The 22,870-nt window shown below is 69.7% G+C and carries 22 protein-coding genes; 10 read left to right on the forward strand and 12 right to left on the reverse strand.

Features of this window, described 5'->3' with window-relative positions; all coding sequences use genetic code 11:
* The first annotated feature begins 174 nt into the window (after positions 1-174).
* The 3 genes from JHW38_RS19010 to JHW38_RS19020 are packed head-to-tail and all read left to right on the forward strand — an operon-like array spanning position 175 to position 2,799.
* On the forward strand, positions 175-1,974 hold the full coding sequence (locus JHW38_RS19010) for a sensor histidine kinase (RefSeq protein WP_207522881.1): 1,800 nt from the start codon (positions 175-177) through the stop codon (positions 1,972-1,974).
* Positions 1,971-2,411, forward strand: a complete 441-nt coding sequence (locus JHW38_RS19015; protein ID WP_207522882.1) for a response regulator — start codon at positions 1,971-1,973, stop codon at positions 2,409-2,411. Before JHW38_RS19010 ends, JHW38_RS19015 begins: the two co-directional genes overlap by 4 nt.
* A 10-nt stretch (positions 2,412-2,421) precedes the next feature.
* Positions 2,422-2,799 (forward strand): hypothetical protein, encoded by a 378-nt coding sequence (locus tag JHW38_RS19020; RefSeq protein WP_207522883.1) that lies wholly within the window; start codon positions 2,422-2,424, stop codon positions 2,797-2,799.
* A 31-nt stretch (positions 2,800-2,830) separates the two neighbouring features.
* On the opposite strand, the gene JHW38_RS25580 is transcribed toward JHW38_RS19020, so the two are convergent.
* On the reverse strand, positions 2,831-3,592 hold the full coding sequence (locus JHW38_RS25580) for a nuclear transport factor 2 family protein (RefSeq protein ID WP_242690983.1): 762 nt from the start codon (positions 3,590-3,592) through the stop codon (positions 2,831-2,833).
* A 97-nt stretch (positions 3,593-3,689) separates the two neighbouring features.
* On the reverse strand, positions 3,690-4,343 hold the full coding sequence (locus tag JHW38_RS19030; RefSeq protein WP_207522884.1) for a hydrolase: 654 nt from the start codon (positions 4,341-4,343) through the stop codon (positions 3,690-3,692).
* A 194-nt stretch (positions 4,344-4,537) separates the two neighbouring features.
* Here JHW38_RS19030 and JHW38_RS19035 point away from each other — a divergent pair, with 194 nt between their 5' ends.
* Positions 4,538-5,425 carry a LysR family transcriptional regulator gene (locus JHW38_RS19035; RefSeq protein ID WP_207522885.1) on the forward strand — a complete coding sequence of 296 codons (888 nt, stop codon included), beginning with the start codon at positions 4,538-4,540 and terminating at the stop codon, positions 5,423-5,425.
* A 24-nt stretch (positions 5,426-5,449) separates the two neighbouring features.
* On the opposite strand, the gene JHW38_RS19040 is transcribed toward JHW38_RS19035, so the two are convergent.
* Positions 5,450-5,929, reverse strand: coding sequence for an SRPBCC family protein (locus JHW38_RS19040; RefSeq protein ID WP_207522886.1), 480 nt, complete (start codon positions 5,927-5,929; stop codon positions 5,450-5,452).
* Between the two features lie 226 nt (positions 5,930-6,155).
* Here JHW38_RS19040 and JHW38_RS19045 point away from each other — a divergent pair, with 226 nt between their 5' ends.
* The gene (locus JHW38_RS19045) at positions 6,156-6,383 is read left to right on the forward strand and encodes a hypothetical protein (protein ID WP_207522887.1); all 228 of its coding nucleotides are present in this window, start codon (positions 6,156-6,158) and stop codon (positions 6,381-6,383) included.
* A gap of 53 nt (positions 6,384-6,436) precedes the next feature.
* Here JHW38_RS19045 and JHW38_RS19050 read toward each other — a convergent pair whose 3' ends face one another.
* A complete protein-coding gene (locus JHW38_RS19050) occupies positions 6,437-6,856 on the reverse strand; it encodes an H-NS family nucleoid-associated regulatory protein (RefSeq protein WP_207522888.1) in 420 nt (139 codons plus the stop codon).
* A 310-nt stretch (positions 6,857-7,166) separates the two neighbouring features.
* On the opposite strand from JHW38_RS19050, the gene JHW38_RS19055 reads away from it, so the two are divergent.
* Positions 7,167-8,084, forward strand: coding sequence for an MBL fold metallo-hydrolase (locus JHW38_RS19055; RefSeq protein WP_207522889.1), 918 nt, complete (start codon positions 7,167-7,169; stop codon positions 8,082-8,084).
* 71 nt (positions 8,085-8,155) lie between these two features.
* Positions 8,156-9,037, forward strand: a complete 882-nt coding sequence (locus JHW38_RS19060) for a hypothetical protein (protein WP_207522890.1) — start codon at positions 8,156-8,158, stop codon at positions 9,035-9,037.
* A 67-nt stretch (positions 9,038-9,104) separates the two neighbouring features.
* On the opposite strand, the gene JHW38_RS19065 is transcribed toward JHW38_RS19060, so the two are convergent.
* Positions 9,105-11,216 carry a right-handed parallel beta-helix repeat-containing protein gene (locus JHW38_RS19065; RefSeq protein ID WP_207522891.1) on the reverse strand — a complete coding sequence of 704 codons (2,112 nt, stop codon included), beginning with the start codon at positions 11,214-11,216 and terminating at the stop codon, positions 9,105-9,107.
* 428 nt (positions 11,217-11,644) lie between these two features.
* Entirely contained in the window at positions 11,645-13,480 is a 1,836-nt protein-coding gene (locus JHW38_RS19070; protein WP_242691422.1) for a CocE/NonD family hydrolase, read from the reverse strand.
* 165 nt (positions 13,481-13,645) lie between these two features.
* On the opposite strand from JHW38_RS19070, the gene JHW38_RS26045 reads away from it, so the two are divergent.
* Positions 13,646-13,867 carry a DUF6053 domain-containing protein gene (locus JHW38_RS26045; RefSeq protein WP_428995260.1) on the forward strand — a complete coding sequence of 74 codons (222 nt, stop codon included), beginning with the start codon at positions 13,646-13,648 and terminating at the stop codon, positions 13,865-13,867.
* On the opposite strand, the gene JHW38_RS19075 is transcribed toward JHW38_RS26045, so the two are convergent.
* The 4 genes from JHW38_RS19075 to JHW38_RS19090 form a co-directional block, all read right to left on the reverse strand.
* Entirely contained in the window at positions 13,770-15,215 is a 1,446-nt protein-coding gene (locus tag JHW38_RS19075) for an OprO/OprP family phosphate-selective porin (RefSeq protein WP_207522893.1), read from the reverse strand. The two genes, JHW38_RS26045 and JHW38_RS19075, sit on opposite strands and share 98 nt — an antisense overlap.
* Positions 15,216-15,286: 71 nt before the next feature.
* The gene (locus JHW38_RS19080; protein ID WP_207522894.1) at positions 15,287-16,309 is read right to left on the reverse strand and encodes an alpha/beta hydrolase; all 1,023 of its coding nucleotides are present in this window, start codon (positions 16,307-16,309) and stop codon (positions 15,287-15,289) included.
* 192 nt (positions 16,310-16,501) lie between these two features.
* Positions 16,502-17,050, reverse strand: coding sequence for a C39 family peptidase (locus JHW38_RS19085; protein ID WP_207522895.1), 549 nt, complete (start codon positions 17,048-17,050; stop codon positions 16,502-16,504).
* Positions 17,051-17,079: 29 nt separating this feature from the next.
* A complete protein-coding gene (locus JHW38_RS19090; RefSeq protein WP_207522896.1) occupies positions 17,080-17,802 on the reverse strand; it encodes a hypothetical protein in 723 nt (240 codons plus the stop codon).
* Positions 17,803-18,173: 371 nt separating this feature from the next.
* On the opposite strand from JHW38_RS19090, the gene JHW38_RS19095 reads away from it, so the two are divergent.
* On the forward strand, positions 18,174-18,734 hold the full coding sequence (locus tag JHW38_RS19095; protein ID WP_207522897.1) for an ECF-type sigma factor: 561 nt from the start codon (positions 18,174-18,176) through the stop codon (positions 18,732-18,734).
* A gap of 10 nt (positions 18,735-18,744) precedes the next feature.
* Positions 18,745-21,045: a protein kinase domain-containing protein gene (locus JHW38_RS19100; RefSeq protein ID WP_207522898.1), complete on the forward strand. Its 2,301-nt coding sequence runs from the start codon at positions 18,745-18,747 to the stop codon at positions 21,043-21,045.
* A 74-nt stretch (positions 21,046-21,119) separates the two neighbouring features.
* Here the strand turns inward: JHW38_RS19100 and JHW38_RS19105 are convergent, their stop codons facing one another.
* Both JHW38_RS19105 and JHW38_RS19110 read right to left on the reverse strand, forming a co-directional pair.
* The gene (locus tag JHW38_RS19105) at positions 21,120-21,935 is read right to left on the reverse strand and encodes a sel1 repeat family protein (RefSeq protein ID WP_207522899.1); all 816 of its coding nucleotides are present in this window, start codon (positions 21,933-21,935) and stop codon (positions 21,120-21,122) included.
* 181 nt (positions 21,936-22,116) lie between these two features.
* Complete coding sequence (locus JHW38_RS19110; protein ID WP_207522900.1) at positions 22,117-22,794, reverse strand: TetR/AcrR family transcriptional regulator; 678 nt, start codon at positions 22,792-22,794, stop codon at positions 22,117-22,119.
* Between the last annotated feature and the right edge of the window lie 76 nt (positions 22,795-22,870).

Consider the following 22,870-nt stretch of genomic DNA (forward strand, 5'->3'; position numbering starts at 1 on the left):
GCCGCCGGCGGAGCCGCGCCTTGCGCGGATCTGCGGCGTCGGCCGTGCCGCATGGGCTCGTGCGGCCAAATCCGGGCTATTGCCACACCTCCGGCTTGACTTCATCATTGAAAGCTATGCCCTGGGGAGGGACGCATGCAGCGCGCAGCGTGCTCCAGGCGGAAGCTCTGACACGTGAGCGCCACCCAACGACACCCCGTCGCGGCCTGGCAGGCGGGCGCTCTTGCGCTCGTCGTCGGGCTGACCGTGATTGTTCCGGCGCTGGTGTTGCGCGGCGCCGGCGAGGCGGCCAAGCATTCGTCGGACCTGGTCCGCCACACCCTGGAAGTCGATGCGCAGGCGCAGTCGCTCGCGCTGCATGTGCGCGACACCGAAGCGGCCGCGCTGTCGCTCGCCGCCGGCGTCGACACGCCGCGCCTGCGCCAGCGCCTGGCCGCCAGTCGCCGGCAGATCGGCAGCGCGATGACCGCGCTGCAGCGCCTCACCGAGGACAACCCGGAACAGCAGCGCCGGCTCGGCGAACTGCAGAACCAGGTGAGTCTGCGCCTGGGCAACATGGATGCGCTGACGCGGGCGGGCGCGGCGTCCACGCGCGCCGAGGTCGACGCCGCGGTGCGCCAGTTCCCGGTCGGCGATCTCATCGCCCAGGTCATCGCCGAAGAACGCGGCCTGCTCGCGCGACGCCAGCAGCAATATCGGCAGCGCGCTTCGCTGACCGAGCTGACCCGCTGGCTCGCGGTCGCCGCCCAGGTGCTGCTGCTCGGCGCGGCGGCGGTCTATGCCGTGCGCCAGTTGCGCCGGCGCGTGGGCGCCGAGCGCGACGCCGCGCAGGCCAGCGCGTACGCGGGGCTGGTGCTCGATACGGTGCGCGAGCCGATCGCGGTGATCGACGCCGATTTCCGTCTGGTGCTGTTCAACCCCGCGTTCGCGGAGTTGTACGGGCTGCCGCCCGATGCGCACGGCCGCAGGCTGGCCGAGCTGGAAGGCGACGCCTGGACCGACGAGGAGACCGTGCGCCGGCTCGGCGACGTGCTGTCGCGCGGACGCGAGATGTGGGACTACGAGTGCGGGCAGACCACCGCCGACGGCGTGCGCCGCACCATGCTGATCAACGCGCGGCGGATGCCGCTGGGCGAGCAGCAGGGCCGCGCGGCGATGATCGCGGCGACCGACATCAGCACCCGTCGCGCCAGCGAGAACCGCATCCACGAACTCAACCGCCAGCTCGAAGGCAAGATCGAGCAGGTGTCGGAAGTCAATCGCGAGCTGGAAGCCTTCAGCTACTCGGTCTCGCACGACCTGCGCGCGCCGCTGCGCCACACCGCCGGCTTCGCCGACAAGCTGCAGCGCCATCTCGGCGACGCCGCCGACGAAAAGAGCCGGCACTACCTCGGGGTGATCTCGACCTCGGCCAAGCGCATGTCGCATCTGATCGACGACCTGCTGGTCTACTCGCGCCTGGGCCGCAGCGCGCTGCGCCTGCAGTCGGTAGACATGCAGTCGCTGATCCAGGAAACGCGCGCGATGCTCGACGCCAACCTCAAGCTCGACCAGCCCGAGCGCATCGTCGAGTGGCATATCGGCCGCATGCCGGTGGTCGTCGGCGACGAGAACATGCTGCGTCAGGTCTGGCTGAACCTGCTCGGCAACGCGGTCAAGTACAGCGCGCAGCGCCAGCCGGCGACGATCGAGGCGAGCCACGCCTACGACGCCGAAGGCAATCATCTGTTCACCGTGCGCGACAACGGCGCCGGTTTCGACATGGCCTACGCCGGCAAGCTGTTCGGCGTGTTCCAGCGGCTGCACTCGGCCACCGAATTCCCCGGCACCGGCATCGGCCTGGCGACGGTGCGCCGCGTCGCGTCGCGCCACGGCGGCCGCGTCTGGGCCGAAGGCCGGCCCGGCGAGGGCGCGACGTTCTTCCTGCTTCTGCCCGCTTCCGACCAACCTCACAACGGACGACTGCCTTCATGACCGAACTGCGCACCATCCTGCTGGCCGAAGACAGTCCGTTCGACGCCGAAATGGCCATCGACGCCTTGCGCGACGCCAACCTGCTGAACCCGGTGGTCCACGTCAACGACGGCGTGGAAGCGCTGGATTACCTGTACCGTCGCGGCGCGTTCGCCGGCCGCAGCGACGGCGATCCGTCGGTGGTGCTGCTCGACATCAAGATGCCGCGCCTGGACGGGCTGGAAGTGCTGGCCGAGATGCGCAAGGACGAAAAGCTGCGCTTGTTGCCGGTGGTGATCCTGTCGTCCTCGCGCGAGGAGGCCGACCTGGTGCGCAGCTGGGACCTCGGCGTGAACGCGTACGTGGTCAAGCCGGTCGACGTCGACCAGTTCTTCGATGCGGTGCGCACCTTGGGCCGGTTCTGGGCCGTGCTCAACGAGCCGCTGGACGCCAACTGAGACCGCCCCGATGGCCTGGCGCCTGCTGTTCGTCGACGACGCCGAAGAAGACGTGGAACTCGCCGAGTTCGCATTGAGCGAACTGACGGTGCCGTGGACGCGGCGGCGGGTCGCCACGCGCGGCGAGCTGGTCGCCGCGCTGCGCGACTACGATCCGCATCTGGTCCTGTGCGATTTCAATCTTCCGGGCTTCAGCTGGGAGGAAGCCCGCGACCTCGTGTCCGCCGCCGCGCCGGCGCCGCTGTTCGCGTTGCTCACCGGCGCAGCGGAACAGGCCGAGCATCTGCCCGGCCTGCCGGTGTGGGACAAGAACCGGCTCGACCGCCTGCCGCGCGAGGTGTCGGCGCTGCTCGCGCCGGCGCAGGTCGCGGTCGCGCCGGCGGCCTAGGGCCTAGCGGCGAGGCCGCAGGCCGCGCGGCTCAGCGTCCGGTCTGCGCCGGCGCGGCGCGCTCGCGGCCGTACGAGCGCGCTTCTTCGGGATCGAACATCGCCTTGCCGCCCAGGGCGGCGCCGGCCGGCGTCTCGTTCTGCAGCACGTCCCAGTGCTCGGCCAGCTGTCCGTTCTCGATCCGAAACAGGTCGACCACGACTTGCGGTGCGTCCGACCATCCGCGGATGCGGCCGTGGATCGCGACGAGATCGCCTTCGGCCACGATGAGGCCGGGCTCGTAGTGAACGTCTTGCGACAGCCCGGCGACGAGCGCGCGCAACGCGTCGCGGCCCTGCGGGATCTCGGGGTTGTGCTGGATGTAGCCGGGCGCGTAGAGCCGGTCCACGGCCGAAGCGTCGCGACGCTGGAACAGGGCCGTCATCGCGTCGAGCACCAAGGCTTTGTTGCGCTGAGGGCGATCGTCCACGGGCCGGTCGGCCGGATGCGTCACGGCGAAGGTTCCGGACATGCGCATGAAGCGGCCGTCGGCCAGCGTCGCATGCGAGTGGACGACGCCACGGTCGTAGTCCTGGACGTTGGTGACCGTCGCGCCGTCGCGTTCTTGCCAGCTGACGGCGAACAGGCCGTTGCCCAAGGCAACGACGTGCGTATCGACGGTTTCGGTTCGGGCGTAGGGTCCTTCCTCGATTTCGAACCGTAGCCGGGTGGCGGACAGCAAGGTCAGGGCGACGTCGAAGGTCGGGTAAGAAACGTCCATCGCCAATCCCACGGGGAAGCGGTCTATCGACATCGGGATCTCTCGATGAAAGAAGAAAAGCGGCGCGACTGGGGCGATGCGTCGCCCTCGCGGAGCCACGCATCGCCCGCAGCTCTGCGGCGCGCTCGGGTCAGGCGGCGCCGCGCGGGACCGGCGTATTGAGCAGCTGCTGCTCCCACAGATAGGCGATGCCGCTGCCCGCCGCATGCTGCTTGAGCACCTCGGTCAGTTCGGCGGTGTGTTCGCTGCGCGCCCAGTCGCGCTGCCATTCCGAAGCCACGGCCAGCCAGGTCATCATGTTCGCGCCGGCCGCGATCATGCGCTGGATCGCGACTTCGTGCGCCTCGACCGACACGGCGCCGGAGGCGTCGGTCACGACGGTGACGTCCCAGCCTTCGCCGAGCGCCTGGATCGCCGGCATCGCGACGCAGATCTCGGTCCACAGTCCGGCGATGATGAGTTGCTTGCGGCCCGTCGCCTCGACCGCAGCGACGACCTTGCGGTCTTCCCAGGTGTTGATGAAGGTGCGGTCGATCACCTCCTGCTCGGGAAACACCTCGGTGATCTGCGGGAAGATCAGGCCGCCGCGATCGGCGACCACGCTGGTCAGGACGGTCGGGACGCCGAACGCCTTGGCGACCTTGGCCAACGCGGTGGCGTTGTTGACCACCATCTGCGGTTCGTGGCTGTTGAGGTTCGCGAGCTGATACGGCTGATGATCGATCAGGACGAGGACGGAGTCTTCGGGGCGCAGCAGCGACGCGAGGCCGTTACGGACGGTCATGGAAATCCTTGGCTGACGAAGGGAAGGGGAGCGGGCGGCGACGCGCGCACCGCGCAGCGCCGTCGCTGCGATCACCTTGTCATCCCCGTTGCGGCGCCGGTAGCGCCGGTTCGCGCCGAGCTGTGTCGCGCGATCGGGAACGCCGGACCGGCGCGCTTTGTGTCAGGCTGTGTCGCGCTTCCGGGAACGCCGCCGTGGATATCGAAGATCTGCAGACCTTCGTCGAAGTCGCCGATGCCGGGGGCGTCTCGCCCGCGGCGCGCAGGCTCGGCGTGTCCAAGTCGATCGTCAGCCGTCGCCTGGCGCGGCTCGAAGCCGAACTCGGGATCCAGTTGCTGGCGCGGACCACGCGCGGCGCCGCGCTGACCGAAGCGGGGCTGGCGTTCCGCGACCATGCCGCCAAGGCGTGCCGGGAAATCGAGCTGGCGCGGGAAACGATCTCGCCGCACGGCGATCTGCGCGGCCGCCTGCGCATCTCCGCGCCGCTCTCGTTCGGGCCCACCCACTTCGCCGGCGTGCTGGCGCAAATGGCGCATCGCTATCCGAACCTGCATATCCACACCGCATACAGCGACCGCTTCGTCGATCTGATCGCGGAAGGATTCGATTGCGCGATCCGGCTGGGCCATCTGCCGGACTCGAATCTGGTCGCGCGGCGCGTGGGGCCGATCCGCGGCGTGCTCGTGGCGAGTCCCGACTACATCCGCGCGCACGGCGCTCCGCAGACGCTGGAGGAGTTCGCCGCCCACGAGGCCCTGATGCAGGGAACCGAAGCCTGGCGGCTTGTGGACGGCGACGGGATCGTTGCCGTGCATCCGCGCGGGCGCTTCAAGGCCGACAACGGTTCGGCGCTGGTTGCGGCGGCTCTGGCGGGACTGGGCATCGCGATGCTGCCCGACGGCCTCGTCCACGAGCACATCGCCGCCGGCGCGCTCGTTCCGATCATGACGCGGCATCCGCCGGCCGAGGCGGGCGTTTACGTCGTTCGCCCGCCGGGACCGCATCCGGTGCGCAAGGTGCGGGTGCTGACCGAACTGTTGATCGATTGTTTCGAGCACGCGCCGCAGCCCGCGCGGGCGTGAGCGCGGCCGGGCCTGCGCGATCGGCTATGCGCCCGCCGAGTAATGCGCTTTCTGCGCAGGATAGTAATCGTCGAACGACGGCAACGGCTTGCCTTCGCGAGCGGCAACCAGCATGTCGAGGTAGTACTCCCATCCCGGCCCGACTTCGCCGGCCATCGCCCGATCGCTCAAGACCTGCACGAAGCGCAACTGCGTGCCGGAGCCGGCCTGGGTCAGGGTCAGCTCGATGCGCCAGTCGCCGTAATCATCCTTCATGGTGACGACCAGACGGTGGGGCGCAGCGCATTCCTCGATCTTCAGGTCCGACCACGGCTGGCCTTTCTCGTGCAGCATCTGCAGCCGCACCGTCTTGCCGGGTCCCGCCTCGCCTTCCCAGCGCCCGAACCAGAGCGCGGTTTTTTCGGACTGCGTTATGCTGGCCCAGACCTCGTCGACGGATGCGGAGAAGCTGCGCACGATGATCAAGTCGTTGCCGTCCAGATGGCCGGTGGGCTTGGGGCTCATGTCGTTTCTCCGCGCGGTTGGGAACTCAAGGGCCGGACAGCGAGCGTTCTGCGGCGATGATACCCGCTCGTGGCAGCGGTAGCCCTGGATGGCCGCGGGCAACGTGGGGCCGTCAGGGCCGTGGAGTTCCGGTTGTCCTCGCTCGGCCGCTGCCCGCGGTCGAACCTGCGTCGCTTCGTTCCGATTCCAGACGCGGCTGCGCTCGCTGTTCGAAACTGGAGCGGTAATGAATCGCTGGCACGCGCGATCCGGAAACGAGAACTACAGCATCGAGCTGGCCGCAACCAGGATCCGGTTTACCAAGGACAGCGGGACCCCGGACTCGTTCGGTGGCAACGACGTGCCGTATCCGCGGTTCCTGCGCAGCGAGAAGTGGCAGAGCCACGTAGCGCAAGTGTTCGGTGCGCAGATTCTGGAGGAAGTGCTGCTGGCGGCCCGCGCCCGTGCGCAATAGCGAGCCTCGCGCGCTGGCTCGCCCGGCCTGTTTCGCGCAACCAGGGTGCTGCGTCAGACCTTCTTGACGAGCGTGCGTTTGCCTATCGCACTGTTCTTGCGCGCGGTCGGCCTTGCCAGGCCCGGAATCAGGAAATCGGTAGCGCTGCGGCCGTGCTTGGTCTTCTGCATCAGCCACCGCGGCATCCGACCGCGGCCCGACCAGGTATTGCGCTTGTTGTCGGGGTCGCGGTATTTCGGCGCCACCTTGCCCGACTTGCGCTTCGGGCTGCGCTTCTTGCCTGCACTTTCGGCCGCCGGCTGTTCGCCGAACAGATCTTCGATCGTATAACCGTACTGGGCGGCGAGCGCGGCCGCCTTTCTACGCACTACGGCGATCGGACGACGGCTGGATATCAACTTTTTCCGCTGCTCGGCGGCGGTCAAAAGAGCGGTCAATTCCCGCAGGCTGAGCTTGTCGACATCGATAGTCATGCCGGCAAGGGTCCGGCCATAGCCATCGGCCTGTCAAGCAATACCGCCCCGCGGCTTCTGGAACCCGAGCCGGAAGGCCTTTATTACAGGAATCTCCGGCAGCCGGCGCGACGCCGCGCGCGTTGGTGCATATCGGGAACCGCTGTGAGCCCGTTCGCGTCTCTACTGCCGCCTGTCCGGCCTGTCTAGTCTGCGGGACGCACGGCTGGAACCGTGCCCCGTGCCGGCACCGCGCAAGCGTCCGGCGTCTTTCCTTCGAGTGCCTGGCCGGTCCGCCGCGAGTCGCGGGCCGGCCTTGGGAGAATTCGCCATGTTTTCCGCAGACAACGCCGTTCCTGCCGATGCGCAGCCTTACAACGAATTGGTACCGTCCCGGTACGCGCTGAAAATCGGCGACATCGAGGCGATGGTGGTCAGCGACGGCGTGCTGCCGTTGCCGACGAAAACGATGGCCACCAACGTCGATCCCGCCGAGTTGGCCGACTGGCTGCAACGCAACTTCATGCCGCCGGACGCGTTCGACTGGCCGCTCAACGTGATGGTGGTGCGCAGCGGCGCGCAGACCCTGCTGATCGACGCGGGCCTGGGCGGCCAGTTCGCGGGCTTCCCGCGCGCGGGCCAGTTTCCGCAGCGCCTGCAGGCGGCCGGCATCGCGCTGGAGTCGATCACCGACGTGATCATCACCCACATGCACATGGATCACGTCGGCGGCCTGCTGGTCGACGGGGTTAAGCAGCGCCTGCGCGCGGACGTGCGCATCCACGTGGCCGCGGCCGAGGTCGAGTTCTGGACCTCGCCGGATTTCTCGCACACGGTCATGCCCAAGCCGGTGCCGGGCGTGCTGCGCTCGACCGCCAAGAGCTTCTACGAGCAGTACCGCGACAACCTGCGCATCTTCCAGGACCGGCACGAGGTCGCGCCCGGCGTGGTCGTGCGCCTTACCGGCGGCCACACGCCGGGGCATAGCGTGGTCGACCTCGAATCCAACGGCGAACGGCTGATGTTCGCCGGCGACGCGATGTTCCCGGTCGGTTTCGATCACCCCGACTGGCAAAACGGTTTCGAACACGACCCCGAAGAATCGGCGCGGGTGCGCCTGGGTCTGTTCCGCGAACTGGTGCAGACCGGCGGGTTGCTGGTGGCTGCGCACCTGCCGTTCCCGTCGCTGGGCCGGGTCGCGGCGGACGGCGATGCGTTCCGCTGGGTGCCGATCATCTGGGATTACTGAGCAGGCCGGGACGGCGCTTGCGGAAACGCTAGAATCCGGCGCTTCTCCCTGTCGATACGGAACGCGCCGCAATGACGACGATGGCCCAGGCGTTGGAAACGATCCGAGCCGCACAGCGAGCGCTCAACGACTGCGCGGCGCAGGATCACGACGGCGAGGACGATGCTGCGGCGCAGTTCGACTATCCGGACCATCGCGCCCGACTCGTCGCTGCGGATCTGGGCGGCGCGCTCGCGGTCGACTACTACGGCGACGACCACGACGGCTGGGCCATCGCGTCGGCGGCGCTGGCGCAGCCGCAGGTCGCCGCGCACATCGCGCAGTTGCGCATCGCCGGGCCCGACGAAGGCGCCAACGGCCTCAAGACCTGGGACTTCGCCGGGCTGATCGCGGCGGCGCCGCGCTTCGCCCGGCTGACGGACCTGCAGATCGCCGAATCGGATCCCGGCGACCACAACCAAGCGGTCGTCGAGGACGATCAGCTGCCGGCCTTGCTGGCGCTGATGCCGGCCTTGCGCAAGCTCACGCTTCCGCAGGCGCCGGAGCCGGAATTCTTCGACCTCGACCTGCCCGAGCTCGGTTTCGTCCGCACCGGCGGCGATTTCCGCACGCGCGGCTTCATCGGCCGGCTGGCTCAGGCGCGGCGCTTGCCGTCGCTGCGCTTCGTCGACTTCGCCGATTCGCTCGCGCCGTTTCTTTCGATCGAAGAACAGCCGGCGGACTGGAGCTCGACTCCGTTCGAGGACTACGAGCGGTTGATGCGGTCGCCGACGATGGAGCGGTGCTGGGGCCTGCGCCTGCGCAACGCGAAGTTGAGCGAGGCCCAGTATCGGGCGCTGCAGGCTTTGCGGCCGCAATGCCAGTTCAGCGTGGTGCTCGCGCCGCCGCATGGCTACGTCTCGCACTGGGGACGCTCGAACTTCCCGCATCGGCACCTGCTCGCGTTCGGCTGACGGCGGCGGGCCGCGTCGATGATCCGACGCAGCGCCCCTCAGGCAGGGGCGCTGCGCGGTCGCCGCCTCATTGCGGCGCGTTCTCCAAAACGGCGTCGTCGAGATAGAACGAGGCGCCGCTCGCGCCGGTGCCGAGCAACAGGATGCGCGCGCTGGCGGTGGCCGCCGGCGCCGGCAGCACCGACTCGATCTTCTGCCAGCCCTCGGCCTGCGCCGGCACGGCCAACGGCACGGTGCCGCTGCCGAGGGTCGAGCCGGCATCGTTGCGCCATTCGATCACCACGCGCACGTTGCTCGGCGCGCCGGCGCCGGCCTTGATCCAGACGCTGAAGCGCTTGTCGCCGGCGCCGGTGCTGTAGCCGGGATAGTTGGCGACTTCCACGCCCCAGTTGGACTCGACGACGTTCACGCGCAGGCTGTAGGCGCCGCCGTGCGCCTGCTCGGAAACGCGGGCGAGCTCGGTGTTGTACCAGGCGCTCCAGTTGCCGATCGACGCTTCCAGCAGCGCGGTATCGGCATCGATCAGATTGCCGGGCGGGTTCGGATTGCCGGGGCCGCTGCCTTGGTCGCTGGTGCTGCCGGCGTCCTGGTTGTACGGCGCGGCCTGCCAGTTGCCGAAGCCGATGCGGTCGCCCCAGCGCGTGGCGAACTTCCACGGACCGTAGTAGTGGTTGTTGTGGAAGCGGTTGTTGGCGCCGAACATCACCTGGTTCTGCACGCCGGTGACGGTGTACGGCGACCACGGCAGGTTGTCGGCGCCGGTGGCCATCAGCGCCTGCGCGCCGCAATAGCCGGAGGTTCCGCACGGCACCACGGCCGGGTCGAAGTAGAACTCGTTGGCGCTGACTTCGATGTCGCGCGAGTGCCAGCGGCAATCGGTGAGGTAGGGCTCCTGGCCGACCTGGGTGTAGCACGGGTGGGTGGCGCTGATCGGGTGGGTGTATTCGTAGTCGTGCGGCCCGGCGATCTGGGTCGGCGCGACGAACGGCGTGCAATAGCTCTTGCTGGTGTTGCCGTTGGAGTTGCAGAAGCGGTTGGCGTTCTCGTAGATCGACACGCCGGAGAAATTGTCTTCGAAGTAGTTGTCGTAGATGCGGATCGACGCCGCGCCCGAGACCGCGCTGGGCAGGCGCGCGTCGCCGCCGGATTCGGACAGGTAGATCGCCGGCGCCGGCGAGCCGCCGTTGCGCGCGCCCTTGACCCAGGCGTTGCGCAGGAAGGTGTTGGAACGGATCGTGGCGTTGTAGCTGATCTCGTACCAGATGCCTTCGTCTTCGTTGTCGGCGATGTAGTTGCCTTCGAACAGGAAGTCCATGTTGTTGGTGTCGGCCCACAGGCCGACGCTCTTGTTGCCGTGGACCCAGTTGTTGGTCACGCGCGCGCCGTTGACGTCCCAGAATTTTCCGCCGCCGGTGCAGCCGCAGCCGGGCTCGCGGGTTTCCCAGTCGTCGGTGTTGTTGCCGACGATCTCGTTGTGGTCCAGGACGATGTTCTTGATCGCCGAATCGCCTTCGACCGGCGGCTTGTACATGCTGAAGCCGTACTGGCCGTTGTCCTTGAGGCAGTTGTAGCGCACGACGTTGTGGCTGCCGAGGAACACGCCGGCGCCGTCGTTGTCCTGGATCGTGTTGTACTCGATCAGCCAGTGGTCGCCGGCGTCGTGATTGACCACGCCCTCGTTGTTGTTGTCCGCGCCGCGGCCGAAGTTGACCACGGTCAGGTAGCGCACGGTGACGTGCTGGGCGCTGCCGGTGAAGGCATAGAGATTGATGTTGCGGCCGTCCAGCACCGCGCCCGGCGCGCCGACGTAGGTGGCGTTGTCGCGGGCGATGATCTGGCCGTAGGCGTCGTCGGCGAAGGTGTGCACGCCGGGTTCGAACCAGAACGTGGCGCCGGGACGGTTGAAGTCGAAGCCGCTGTTGTCGCCGGCCGGAACCACCACCGCGCCGGCCGGCGCGGTCGCCGGGCCGCTCAGCAAGGCGGTGTCGCCGCAGATCGGCGCCGGCGGATCGCCCGGCCACAGCAGGCCGGCGTGGGCCTGGCCCGCGGCGCCGTAGCGCGCCTGCGCTTGCGCGTGTGCGGCTGGAGCGAACGCCGCGGCGAGGATCAACGCCGGCGCGGCGCAGCGCGCCCACTTCAGGGCGGTACGAGTGAACGGATGCTGCGGAAGGATGGCCACGGTTCGGTTCCGGCTGGTGACGGGAAGAGACGGCCCCGCTGCCTGCGCCATGCGGATGCATCGCGCGCCGGTACGTATGCGCTCGCCGCGTCCGGTCCGAACCGGCGTATACGGTCGAGCGTTCCCCGAGGACAGCAGCGGCGATGCCGCAACTGGCGCTCTAGTGCCACGCCATTGCGCGACGGCAATAGTGGCAGCTGTCATGTCGCCGCCGACTTGGGAGCGGCGTCGCGTTATCGCGGGGGCTGCGTTTATCGGGTTGTCCCCGATCGGTGCCGGATCCTGTGCGGATCTGACGATTTCGCGCGTCGCGATCTAGGCCGCGCGAGTCTCGCGAGCGCCTGTCCGCGCGGCTGCGGGCGCCGCCGACGACGCTGGTCGTCGTCGGCGGATACGATCGTGGGCCGCTGTGCCGAAGATGCGGCGCTTCAGTACACCGGCAGCGAAATCGAACTGGCCGTCTCCGGCGTATGCCATACGCGCTGGGTGGCCTTGCGGTAGTCGTCCGGCTTGGCGAAGTAGATGTTCGGCACGAAGGTCTGCGGATTGCGGTCGTACAGCGGGAACAGCGTCGACTGCACCTGCACCATCACCCGATGCCCGGGCTGGAACACGTGGTTGGTTTGCGGCAGCGCGAAGCGGTACGGCAGGGGCCGGTCCGGTGCGATCGCCTTGGGCTGCTCGAAGCTCTCGCGGTAGCGGCCGCGGAAGATCGCCAGCGACACCGCCAATTGATAACCGCCCATGTCAGGCGCCGAGGCGACCTGTTCGGGATAGACGTCGATCAGCTTGACCACCCAGTCGCTGTCGCTGCCGCTGGTCGAAGCCACCAGATTCACCTGCGGCGTACCAGCGATGCGCAGGGGTTCGGTCAACGGTTCGGTCACGAACGTCAGCACGTCCGGGCGTCCGTCGACGAAGCGCTGATCCTTGACCAGCCACGTCGTCCACATGTCGCGGTCGCCGAAGCGCACCGGGCGCGGCGCGAACGGCACCGGCTTGGCCGGATCGGACACGTATTCCTCGAACTCGCTTTCGCCGGCGCGCGGCGGCTGCATCGACAACTGCCCGCCGGCGCGCAGGTACAGCGGCTTGGCCGCCGACGCGCAGCCTTGCGCGCAGCTGCGCGGCCAGCTCGGCAAGCGGTCCCAGCGGTCTTCGCCGGTGTTGTAGATCAGCACCGGCGGCGTGTCCGCCTTCGGCGCGCCTTCGACCAGGTACTGGTCGAAGAACGGCTTGAGCACGTCGCGGCGGAACTGCAGCGCGGTGTCGCCGTCGAACTTGATCGCGCCGAGATTGCGCGCGTCGTAGTTGACCTGGCTGTGCCGCCACGGGCCCATCACCAAATAGTTGAGGTTGTTGCCCGTATCGCGCGGCTCCATCGCCTGATACGCATGGTTCGCGCCCCACATGTCCTCCTGGTCCCACAGCCCCTGCAACCACATCGTCGGGACCTTCAGCGGCGTCGACGCCATCGTGCGGTCGAGCGCCTGCTCCTGCCAGAACGCGTCGTAGGCCGGATGCTCGGTGAGCTTGTGCCACCACGGAATCTGTTCGAGGCCGTTGGCGCGCGCGTAGTCGCCGGCCGAGCCCGCGCGCAGGAAGGTGGTGTAGTCGTCGTAGCCGGCGCTCGGAATCGAACCGCCCTTGCCGCGCTTGCTCAGCTGGCCGACGAAGTAGCCGAAGTTGACCTGGCGGAACGCGCCGTAGTTGAGCCAGTCGTCGCCCATCCAGCCGTCGACCATCGGGCTCTGCGGCGCGGCGACCTTCAGCGCCGGATGCGGGTCGGTCAGCGCCATGACCACGGTGAAGCCTTCGTACGACGAACCGAGCATGCCGACCCGGCCGTTGGATTCGGGCACGTGCTTGACCAGCCAATCGATGGTGTCCCAGGCGTCGGTGGCGTGATCGACCTTGCTCGCGTTCAACGGCCCGCGCAGCGGACGGGTCATCACGTAATCGCCCTGCGAGCCGTACTTGCCGCGCACGTCCTGGAACACGCGGATGTAGCCGGCCTGGGCGAACACCTCGTCGCCTTGCGGCAGGATGTCGATCATGCGCGGCGAATCCAGGCGCTTGGCCCGGCCGGCGGCGTCGTAAGGCGTGCGCGTGAGCAGCATCGGCGCGCGCTTCGCGCCCTTGGGAACCACGATGACGGTATAGAGCTTGGTGCCGTCGCGCATCGGGATCATCACGACGCGTTTGTCGTAGTCGTAACCCTGGGTGGGCGCGACGAATTCCTTGCCGGTGATGTCCGGGGTCATCGGCGCGGTCTGCGCCAGCGTGGTCAGCGGCAGGATCAGCAGCGCCAGCGCGGCCAGGGCGCTGCGCTGCGGGAGGAGCGAAGGCTTCATGCGGTCACCGGGTTCGGGCGGTCGACGGAGGTATCGGACCGGATCGATTGAACCGGCAACGGCGCCGAGCCACAAGTGCAGGGTCGGGCGTTTCGCCCACACTGCGGGAAAGCCTCCGGGCCCGACGCCTTCCGCTCGGGCCGTATCGCGATCTGGAACGAGAGCGTCGGGCCTGAAGGCCCGCCCGCAACCGCGGCGATCAGAACGCGACTTGCGCCCGCACCCCCAGCGTGCGCCCGGAGTCCGCGCCCTGGAACGCGCCGACCTTGTTGTCGGTGGTCCAGAACACGTAGTTGAGCATCAGCCGCGACCAGTCGTTGAGGTACCAGTTCACGCCGAGGGTCCAGGCGTCGCCTTCGCCGCCGCGTGCGGCGTCGGTGAAGTCGTAGCGGTCGTAGCGCACCGCCAGCTCCAGCGCGCCGTAGCCGCCGGCTTCGACCGGGCGCAGCACGCGGGTCGGCGTCCACACCCCGGAGCGCGCGCTGAAACCGGGTTTTTCGCCCGTGAGCAGCCAGCCCGCGTAGACGGACTCGGCCTTGTGCCGCACCGCGCCGACGCTGTCGGATTCGATCGTGCGCTCGGTGCGCTCGCCGAACAGCCAGCCGCTGCGGTACACGCCGCCGAGTTCCAGGCCCCAGGCGCGGTCGCGGTCGACGTTGGCGATGCTGCTGGCCGACACGCGCACTTGGTCGTTCCAGCCCAGCGCGATCGGCGAAGTCTTGTTGATGCTGACCACGTCCGCGCCGAGTTTCTCGTACCAGTACCAGCCGCCGAGATGGACGAAGCCGTCGCCGCGCTTGAGCGGGTTCCAGTGCGCGCGGGTCAGGTAGGCGACGGTGTCGCTGCTGTCGCCGGCGTTGCCGGCATCGTCGCCGGTCACCGCCACGCTGGCGTGCCAGCGCTCGCCGAACAGCTTGGCGGTCAGGCCCAGGCCGAAGTAGCCGCTCTGCATGCCGCCGACCGAGGCGACCGCGTTGCGCTCCATGAACGGCGTGGCGACGCCGCTGGTGGCGCCGTCGATGCTGCGGTCCTTGAGCTTGTTGCCGAGATAGAACTCGGCCTCGTGGCCGCCGAGTCCGGTGTCGAACGACAGGTAGGCGTCCTTGAGCGAAACCGCGTTGCCGGCGAAGTCGGCTTCGACCTTGTAGCCGAGCGGGCCGAACGCGCCTTCCGCGCCCAGGCGCGCGCTGGCGAGGTCGCTGCCGGACAGATTGCGCGCGGCGAACGAGGAGCCGCGGGTGAAGCTTTGATCGAGCAACAGGCGGCCGCGCGGGCGGAAGCGCAGGTTGCCGTCGCTGCTGCGCCATTCCGGCGCGCCGCGGCGCCAGCTCATGCGCGATCCGTCGCCGTTGCCGCCGCCGGTTGCGGCCTGCTGCGCGAGCTGCGCTTGCAGCACCGCCAGTTCGTCTTCGCGGGTGTCGGCGACGGCGGCGGCGACCTGGGCTTGTGCGGGATCGGCGCTGCCGCCGGTTTGCTTGCGCTCAAGCTCCGACAGGCGCCGGCTGAGTTCGCGGATCTGCTCGGCCTGCGCGCGCACCAGCGCGCGCAGGTCGGCATCGCTCGCCGCGTCTGCGGCGAACGCCTGCGGCGAAGACGCAGCGAGGCTGAAGGCCAGCGCGAACGCGGCCCGGTGGCGGTGATGCATGGCGATGTCTCCCCACAATCGCGGTGTGTCGCGGAGGCCTCGGCGCAGCCGATGCCGGTGTGTCGTGTCGGTCAGTCGCCTTCGGCGTTGCCGTCGCGCGCCGGCTTCGCTGCGTCCGCGCGTTTGGACGGTTGCGCCGTCTGCGCCGTCTGCGCCGCTGCGCCGAGAAAACCGTGGCTGCGCGCCCACTGCGCGAACAGCCGCGGCCATTGCCCGACCAGACTGCCCGGCGGCCCCAACCCCCAGCTGTGGCCGCCGCGTTCGAACGCATGCAGTTCCACCGGCACCCCGGCCGCATGCGCGGCCTGGAACATCGCCAGGCTGTGGCCGATGTCGGCGATCGGATCGTCGGCGGCCTGTGCCAGGAACACCGGCGGCATGTCGCGGCGCAGGTGCGCTTCGACCGAATAGGCTTCGACCGCATCCGCCTGCGGCGCGAGTTCGCGGCGCGAGCGGGTCTTGTCCAGCGGCGCGCGCAGCGACACCACCGGATAGATCATCGCCAGGAAGTCGGGGCGCGCGGAGACGCGGTCGTTGTCGTCCACCGGCGGATACAGCGGTTCGTCGTAGCGCGTGCCGGTGATGCCGGCGAGATTGCCGCCGGCGGAAAAACCGATCGCGCCGATGCGCTGCGGGTCCACGCCGAGTTCGGCGGCACGCGCGCGCACCAGCCGCATCGCGCGCTGGCCGTCCTGGAACGGCGACACCGGGCTCCAGCCGTCGCCGGGCAAACGGTAGTACACCACCGCCGCGGTCACGCCGATCGATTGCAGCCACAGCGCGGTCGGCCGCGCCGCGCCGCCGATCTGGATGCGGAAATAGCCGCCGCCGCCGAAGATCACCGCGGCGCTGCCGTTCGGGCGTTCGGGGCGGTAGATCTCCAGGCGCGGTTCGCCGATGTTGGATACCGCGCCGTTCGCGCTACCCTCGCGCCCGGTGCGTTCGGGGCCGCGCACCGGCGACGGCCACTGGCCTTGCGGCCACAGCGGCACGACCTCGGGCGCGGGCGCGGGCGGCGCGGCGTGCGCGGCGCCGGCCGCGAGCAGGGCGGCGAACAACGCGGAAGTCCAGCGGCGCGCGGACGCGAGGTTCATCGGCGAAGGCCTGTGTCGGGATGGCGTAGTTGTAGGCGCTGACGGCGGCGCGGCCGATAACCTATTGGTATTACCCCTGCGCCGGAACCTGCCGGACGCGCAAAAAAAAGCGGGGCGGCCGCCCGTCTCGTGGCGACCGCCCCCTCGGAATGCCGGCGCGCGCGCGTCCATCCACGCGCGCGCGCCGCCGGATCAGTACTGCAGCAGCGAATCCTCCCACTTGCGGTCCGACGCGGACACCGTCGCGGCATAGGTGCGGTAGTAACTGCCGTCCCAGGGGTCGTTGAAGTACACGTAGTTGCCCGAATAGCCGGTCACCACCACGTCGTGGGCGCCGCCGTTGCTCCAGCGCCAGGACATGATGAAGGGCTTGTTGGCGTCGATGCGCGCCTTCAGGCTGGCCTGGGTCAGCGAACCGTTCTGCTGGTAGAAGCGCTGGCCGCCCCAGTAGTAGTTCATCGAATCGTCGACGTAGTAGTTCCAGTTGCCCTGGTTGGCGTTGCTGTTCCAGTAGAAGGTGTTGTTGCCGCAGGCGTAGTTGATGTTGAAGGAGTAGTTCACCATCGTGCACTGCGCCACCGACTTGCCGTGGTAGCCCAGCACCATCGAGGCGGACGCGGCCCAGCACCAGTTGCTGTGTTCCTGCATGTACAGCGGAACGTTGAGCGCGCCGGCCGAGGCGGTGCCGAGCGCCGACAGCGCCAGCAACGCGGCGGTGGAGAGTTTGTTCTTGAGGTTCATCGAAAGGCTCCGCAGTTCGCTACGTTCGGTCAGCGCTGGCCGCGCTGCAGGTTGCCGCGCACGGCCGCTTGCAGCGCCGGCAGCAGGTCTTGGCTGTCCAGCGCCGCGCTGGCGGCGGCGCTCTTGGCGGCGAGCGCCGGCAGCGCCAGCGAACGCCGCGCCGACGGCATCGGTACGAAGCGCGCGCGCTGGCCGGCGCCGCGCACTTCGATCAGGTCGGACGCCGCCTGGTAGATGCGCACGAAGCGGAACGAACCGTCGCCGGTGGCCGGCGCGGCCGCGACCAGGTCGGCCGCGAGCGCGGAGCCGCCGGCGCCGACCGCCTGCCAGCGGCCGTCGATGCGGTCCATGTCGAGCAGGCCGACCGGCTTGCCGGCGGACAGGACCACGAACTTCCAGGTGTTGGTGCCGCGGGCGATGCGGCTGAGGTCGGCGTCGCCCTTGGCGTACATCAGCGCGGCCGGATCGACGGTGTGGATCTCGAAGCCGGCGCCGAGGGTCAGCGCGCGCAGGTCGCCGTAGGTCGCCGCGGCGAGCGGGAATCCGGCCGGCAGGCGGTCGCCGGCGGCGTGGCCGCGCGCCATGTCCTGCATCGTCGTGCGCAAGCCGAGTTCGGCGGCCGCGCGCAGGCCGAGGGTGGACTGGTCGCGCAGCGCGATCTTGCCCGCGTCCGCGCTCTGCGCCGACGCGGCCAGCGGCGCCGCCGCCAACAGGGCCAAGGCGATGGCCGGCGCCAGCAGGGCCGTCCTCATGTAACCGACTTTCATCATTCGCTCTCCGAAGTGGGAAGTTTCTGGTGCGGCGCAACAGCGCGCCGCCGACGTCCGCCGCTCAGGACCGGAGCGCATTCCGGCCGCGCAGCCTGCGCGTCTGATCCAATTCACCCGATGCGGCGGCGAACTCCGCCACGCGATCGCCGTCTGTTGCATCGCATCACGGGAATTTGCGATGCGCGTTTGCCTTTTGCCGCGTCCGGCGCCAAGAATCGGCGCGTGCGGATCGGTGCCGATGGCACTTTGGTCCTCGCGATGCGAAGCCGGGCAGCGCGCCGCAGGGGGCGGCCGCTGCTGCGTGCGCCACCCACGCGCCGGCGTCGCGAAGAATCCAACGAGGCGCTTCATTCATGGGCGAAATCACCGTCCTGCTCGGGCAGGCGCGCTGTGGCGACTCCGCAGCCTGGGACCGCGTGGTGCATCTGCTGTACGCCGACCTCAAGCGGCTGGCGCGGCGCGCCGCGGCCGGGTCGGGCGGGCAGGACGTCACCGCGCTGGTGCACGACTGCTATCTGCGCCTGGACCGCTGCGGCGCCGGCGGCTTCGAAAGCCGCGCGCACTTCCTGTCGATCGCGGCGATGGCGATGCGCCAGTTGTTGATCAACCATGCGCGCGACCGCGTCGCCGGCAAGCGCGGCGGCGCGCAGCCGCACACCACCCTGGGCAAGGCCGATCTGGACGCCGCGCGCGCGGCGTACGCCGAAGCCGAGGAGATGCTGATGATCGACACCGCGCTCAAGCAGCTCGCGGACGACGACGCGCGGCTGGCGCAGGTGGTGGAATTCCGGCTGTTCGCCGGCCTCAGCGAAGAAGAGACCGCGCTCGCGCTGGGCCTGCCGCTGCGTTCGGCGCAACGCCTGTGGCAGCGCGCGCGCGAACGCCTGCGGACGCTGCTGGACGAGGCGGCCTGAGCGCGCGCGCATGTCGCTGCGCGACCGCCTGCTGGAACCGCAGGGCCCGTTGCGCGGCGCGCTGTTCGGCGAGCTGCTGCGCGAGCGCTTCGCTCCCGAATTGCGGCCCGGCGACCGCGTCGGCGCGTGGCGGATCGTGCGCGAACTCGGCCGCGGCGGCATGGGGCTGGTGTACCTGGCCGAGCGCGGCGACGGCGAATTCGAACAGCGCGTCGCGCTGAAGCTGCTGCCCGATGCAGCGACGTCGCCCGACAGCGAAGCGCTGTTCCGCCGCGAACGCCAGTTCCTGGCCGGGCTGTCGCATCCCAACATCGCCCGTCTGGCCGACGGCGGCCGCACCGACGGGGGCCATCTGTGGTTCGCGATGGAGTACGTCGAAGGCCTGCCGATCGACCGCCACGCCCGCGCGCACGCGCTCGACGAGCGCGCGCGCGTAGCGCTGCTGCTGCCGGTGCTGGAAGCGGTCGAGTTCGCCCACGGCCGCTTGCTGATCCATCGCGACATCAAGCCCGACAACGTCCTGATCGATGCGCGCGGCCAGGCCCGGTTGCTGGATTTCGGCATCGCCGGCCTCGCCCACGACGGCGATGCGGCCGCCGCATTCACGCCCGACTTCGCCAGCCCCGAACAACGCGACGGGCGAGCGGTCGGCACCGCGTCGGACGTGTGGCAGCTCGGACGCCTGCTCGACGCGGTGCTGCGCGCGGATGCGCGTGCGGCGCCGTCGCCGGACCTGCGCGCCATCGTCGCGATAGCTATGGACGAGGAGCCCGGCGCGCGCTATCCCACCGCGACCGCGCTGAAGAACGAATTGCTGCGCTACCTGCAGCGGCGGCCGGTGCGCGCGCGCCGTGGCGGCCCGCTCTATCGCCTGCGCCGGCTGGCGCAGCGGCATCCGCTCGGCGTCGCTTCCGCTGCGCTGTCGGCGTTGTCGCTGTTGCTCATGGCCGGCGCGTTCATGCTGCACTCGGCGGCCGAACAGCGGCGCCTGGCGCAGGCGCGCGACGAGACGGCGGCGATCAACCGCTTCCTCAGCGAAGACATCCTCGGCGCCAGCGATCCCTTCGCCGGCAGCGGCGACGCGCGGCCGATCGCGGCGCAGCTCGAAGACGGAGTGCAGCGCGCGCAGGCGCGTTTTCGCGACCATCCCGGCGTCGCCGGGCAGGTCGTGGTCGCGCTCGGCGAAAGCCTGCTCGCGCGCGGCCGCTACGACGCGGCCGCGGCCGCGGCCGACCGCGCGGTCGCGCTGCTGGCGCCGGGCCCGGACCCGCGCGCGCTCGCGCAGGCGCGGCTGTTGCGGGCGACAGTGGACATGTACCGCGGCCTGCCGGAGCGCGCGCAGGACGCGCTCGACCGCTTGCGCGCACGCTTCCCGTACCGCGCCGACGCGCCTTCGCCGCTGGAATGGCGGATCGAGCTCGCGCGCGGCTGGAATGCGATGCTGCGCAGCCGGTTCGGCGAGTGCGCGGACATCTATGCAGGACTGCTGGCGCGGCCGGGCGCGGCCGCTGCGGGCGATCTGAGCGACGCCTACAACAACCTGAGCCTGTGCCAGGTCGCGACCGGCGATGCGGCGAACGGTCTGCGCAGCGGCGAGCGCGCCGAGCGTCTGGCGATCGCCGCGTACGGGCCGCGCAGCGGCAACGCGGCGGTCGCGCGGATCCGCGTCGCGGTGGCGCTGAGCGCGCTGGGCCGCCATCGCGAAGCCACCGCGCGCTTTCGCGGCGAACTCGAAGCGCTGCTCGGCCTGCTCGGCGAAGATCACGGCACCACCGCGACCTACATGGACCATCTGGGCCTGCTGTACCTGTGCGCCGGCGACAACGCCGACGCCGCGCGTTGGACCGCGCGCGGGCTGCATGCGCGCCAGCGGGTGTTCGGGCCGCGGCATCCGTGGACGATCGGCGTGCAGGCGCAGTACGCCGTGGCGCTGCTGCGCGAAGGCCGCGCCGACCTGGCCCGGCCGGTCGTGGCCGAGGTCGAGCGTCGGCAAGCGCTGGTCGACGAGCCGGGTTCGCAAGTCGCGATGTATCGCGGCCTGGGCGAGTGGTATCTGCGCGAGGGCCAGTGGCAGCGCTCGATCCGTTACTACCGCGCCGCGCGCTCGCTGGCGTCGCGTCCGGGCATGCAGGTGCGCTGGAACCTGCACGGCATCGACGCGGGGCTGGCGCTGGCGAACTCGCGCGCGGGCGACGCGGCGCAGGCGCGCGAAGCCTACGCGCGCTACGCGCGCAGCGCGGCGTACGACAACCGCTGCGTCAGCGACTTGCGCGAGCAGGCCGATGCGGACGGCCGGCGTTATCTGCGCTGAGCGCGCCGGCGGCGCTCAGCGATGCGCCGCTGGCCGTTCCCGCGCCGGTCGGGCGGCATATCGCCGCGGACGCTTCAGAACTTGCGTTCGTCCGGTTGCGGAGCCGGCTCGGTCTTCGCCCCTTCGCGCGGCGGCTGCGCCGCGTCGCCGGCATCGGGCTGCGCGCCGGTCTGCGCATCGCCCAGATGTTCGAGCGCGCCGACGTTGACCTTGCTGCCGGAGCGCCGCAGCCAGAATGCGTCCTGGTCGGCCCAGTAACGTTTCGCGTCCCAGTTCGCCTCGACGTAGAAGCCGGTCGGCGGAATCCGGTCGCCATAGTCGGGTTGATCGGCGCGACCGCCGCCGAGGCCGACGTCCATGCCGAGATGGCTGCCGGTGAGCTGGTTGCGCTGCCGCCGCAGTTCCTGCTCGTAGCGCGGCTTTACCGTCGGGTCGCCGTAGATCTTGTACAGCGCCGGGCCTTGCGCCAACGCGAGCTTGCGTTCGTCGGCGCTCATCGCCGCCCAATAGCGTTCGCGCAGCTGAACCAAGTCGGGATAGCCGCGTTCGGCGGCGAGGTCCATCCAGATGTAGGCGGTCGCGTGGTCGGCGGGCGCGCCTTCGCCTTTCCAGTACATCTCCGCGGCCAGCGCCTGCGAAGGCTTGTCGCCGTAGTAGCCGGCGTGGCGGAAGCGCGCCAGCGCGGTTTCCAGCTGGCCGCGTCGATAAGCGCGTATGCCGAGCTGGCGATACTCCAGGTCCGGATGCAAGCGCTGATAGCCCGCGTCGAGCATCGCCGGATCCTCGGACGGATCCGGGCCGGCGCGCGACGCGGCGTGCAGCGGCGCGCCGGCGCACAGCGCGAGCAAGGCGATCGCGAACGGGAACGGCATTCGGGACGCAGCGACCATCGTATTGCTCTCCGACCGGCGATGCAGGGAAAGGATCTGTCGACGGTCGCGAGTGTAGGGTCCGCACGGACCCGCAGTCGACAAAAAAATCGGCATGTTCGCGCTGTCGCGGCGCCGGTTTGTTCAATTGTGAATTTCAGTGTGCCTTTTCGTCCGAGCTTGCCGCGCAGTGTCGATCGAGTCACGTGACTTGAGTTACACGATCGTCGCCGCGTCGTTCGGGCGCGGCGATCAAGCGGTCGAACACGCCGCCGAGCAATTTCACCAGATCGTCCTCGTTGGCCTTCGCCAACGCAGGCAGCGCCATCATCTGGCGCATGATCTGAAACCCGGAAATCACCGCCAGCAGCAGCGCCGCGCGTTCGCCGGCGAGCGTTCCGCGCAGCGTCTTGGCCACGGTCTTGTGGTGATGGGCGCCGATCATGTCGCGGCCGATCTGCGCCGCGCGCGGGCTGGAGGCGGAGTGGAACGAGATCAGGAAGCCGTCGAGCGGCGCGGCATCGGCGCGGGTCATCTCGACCAGCGCCTGCGCCAGCGCGTGGCCGGGGTTGGGGACGTCCATGATGCCGCCGGCGATCAGGCTGTTGGAGGTCATGGTCTGCTCCACGACTTCGGCGAACAGTTGTTCCTTGCCGCCGAAATAGCGGTTGACCAGCATCGCGGTGACGCCGGCGCCGGCGGCGATCTCGCGCACGCCGACGCCGTCGTAGCCGGCGCGGGCGAAGGCCTCGCGGGCCGATTGCAGGATCGCCGCGCGGGTCGCGGCGGCGTCGCGGCGGCGGGCCGGGGCGGGGGTCGCCGCGGGCGCTGAACGGGTGCGCGCCGGACGCGCCGGCGCGGCTTTGGCGGGTTTCTTCATGCGGTTAAGTCTACGGCTATAGACTTGTGCCGGCAAGCTATGTATACATATGTAGACATTGCCCGCCCAGGCGCCC

Origin of the sequence: Lysobacter enzymogenes, assembly GCF_017355525.1 — a bacterium.
In the GTDB taxonomy this organism is placed as follows: Bacteria; Pseudomonadota; Gammaproteobacteria; order Xanthomonadales; family Xanthomonadaceae; genus Lysobacter; species Lysobacter enzymogenes_C.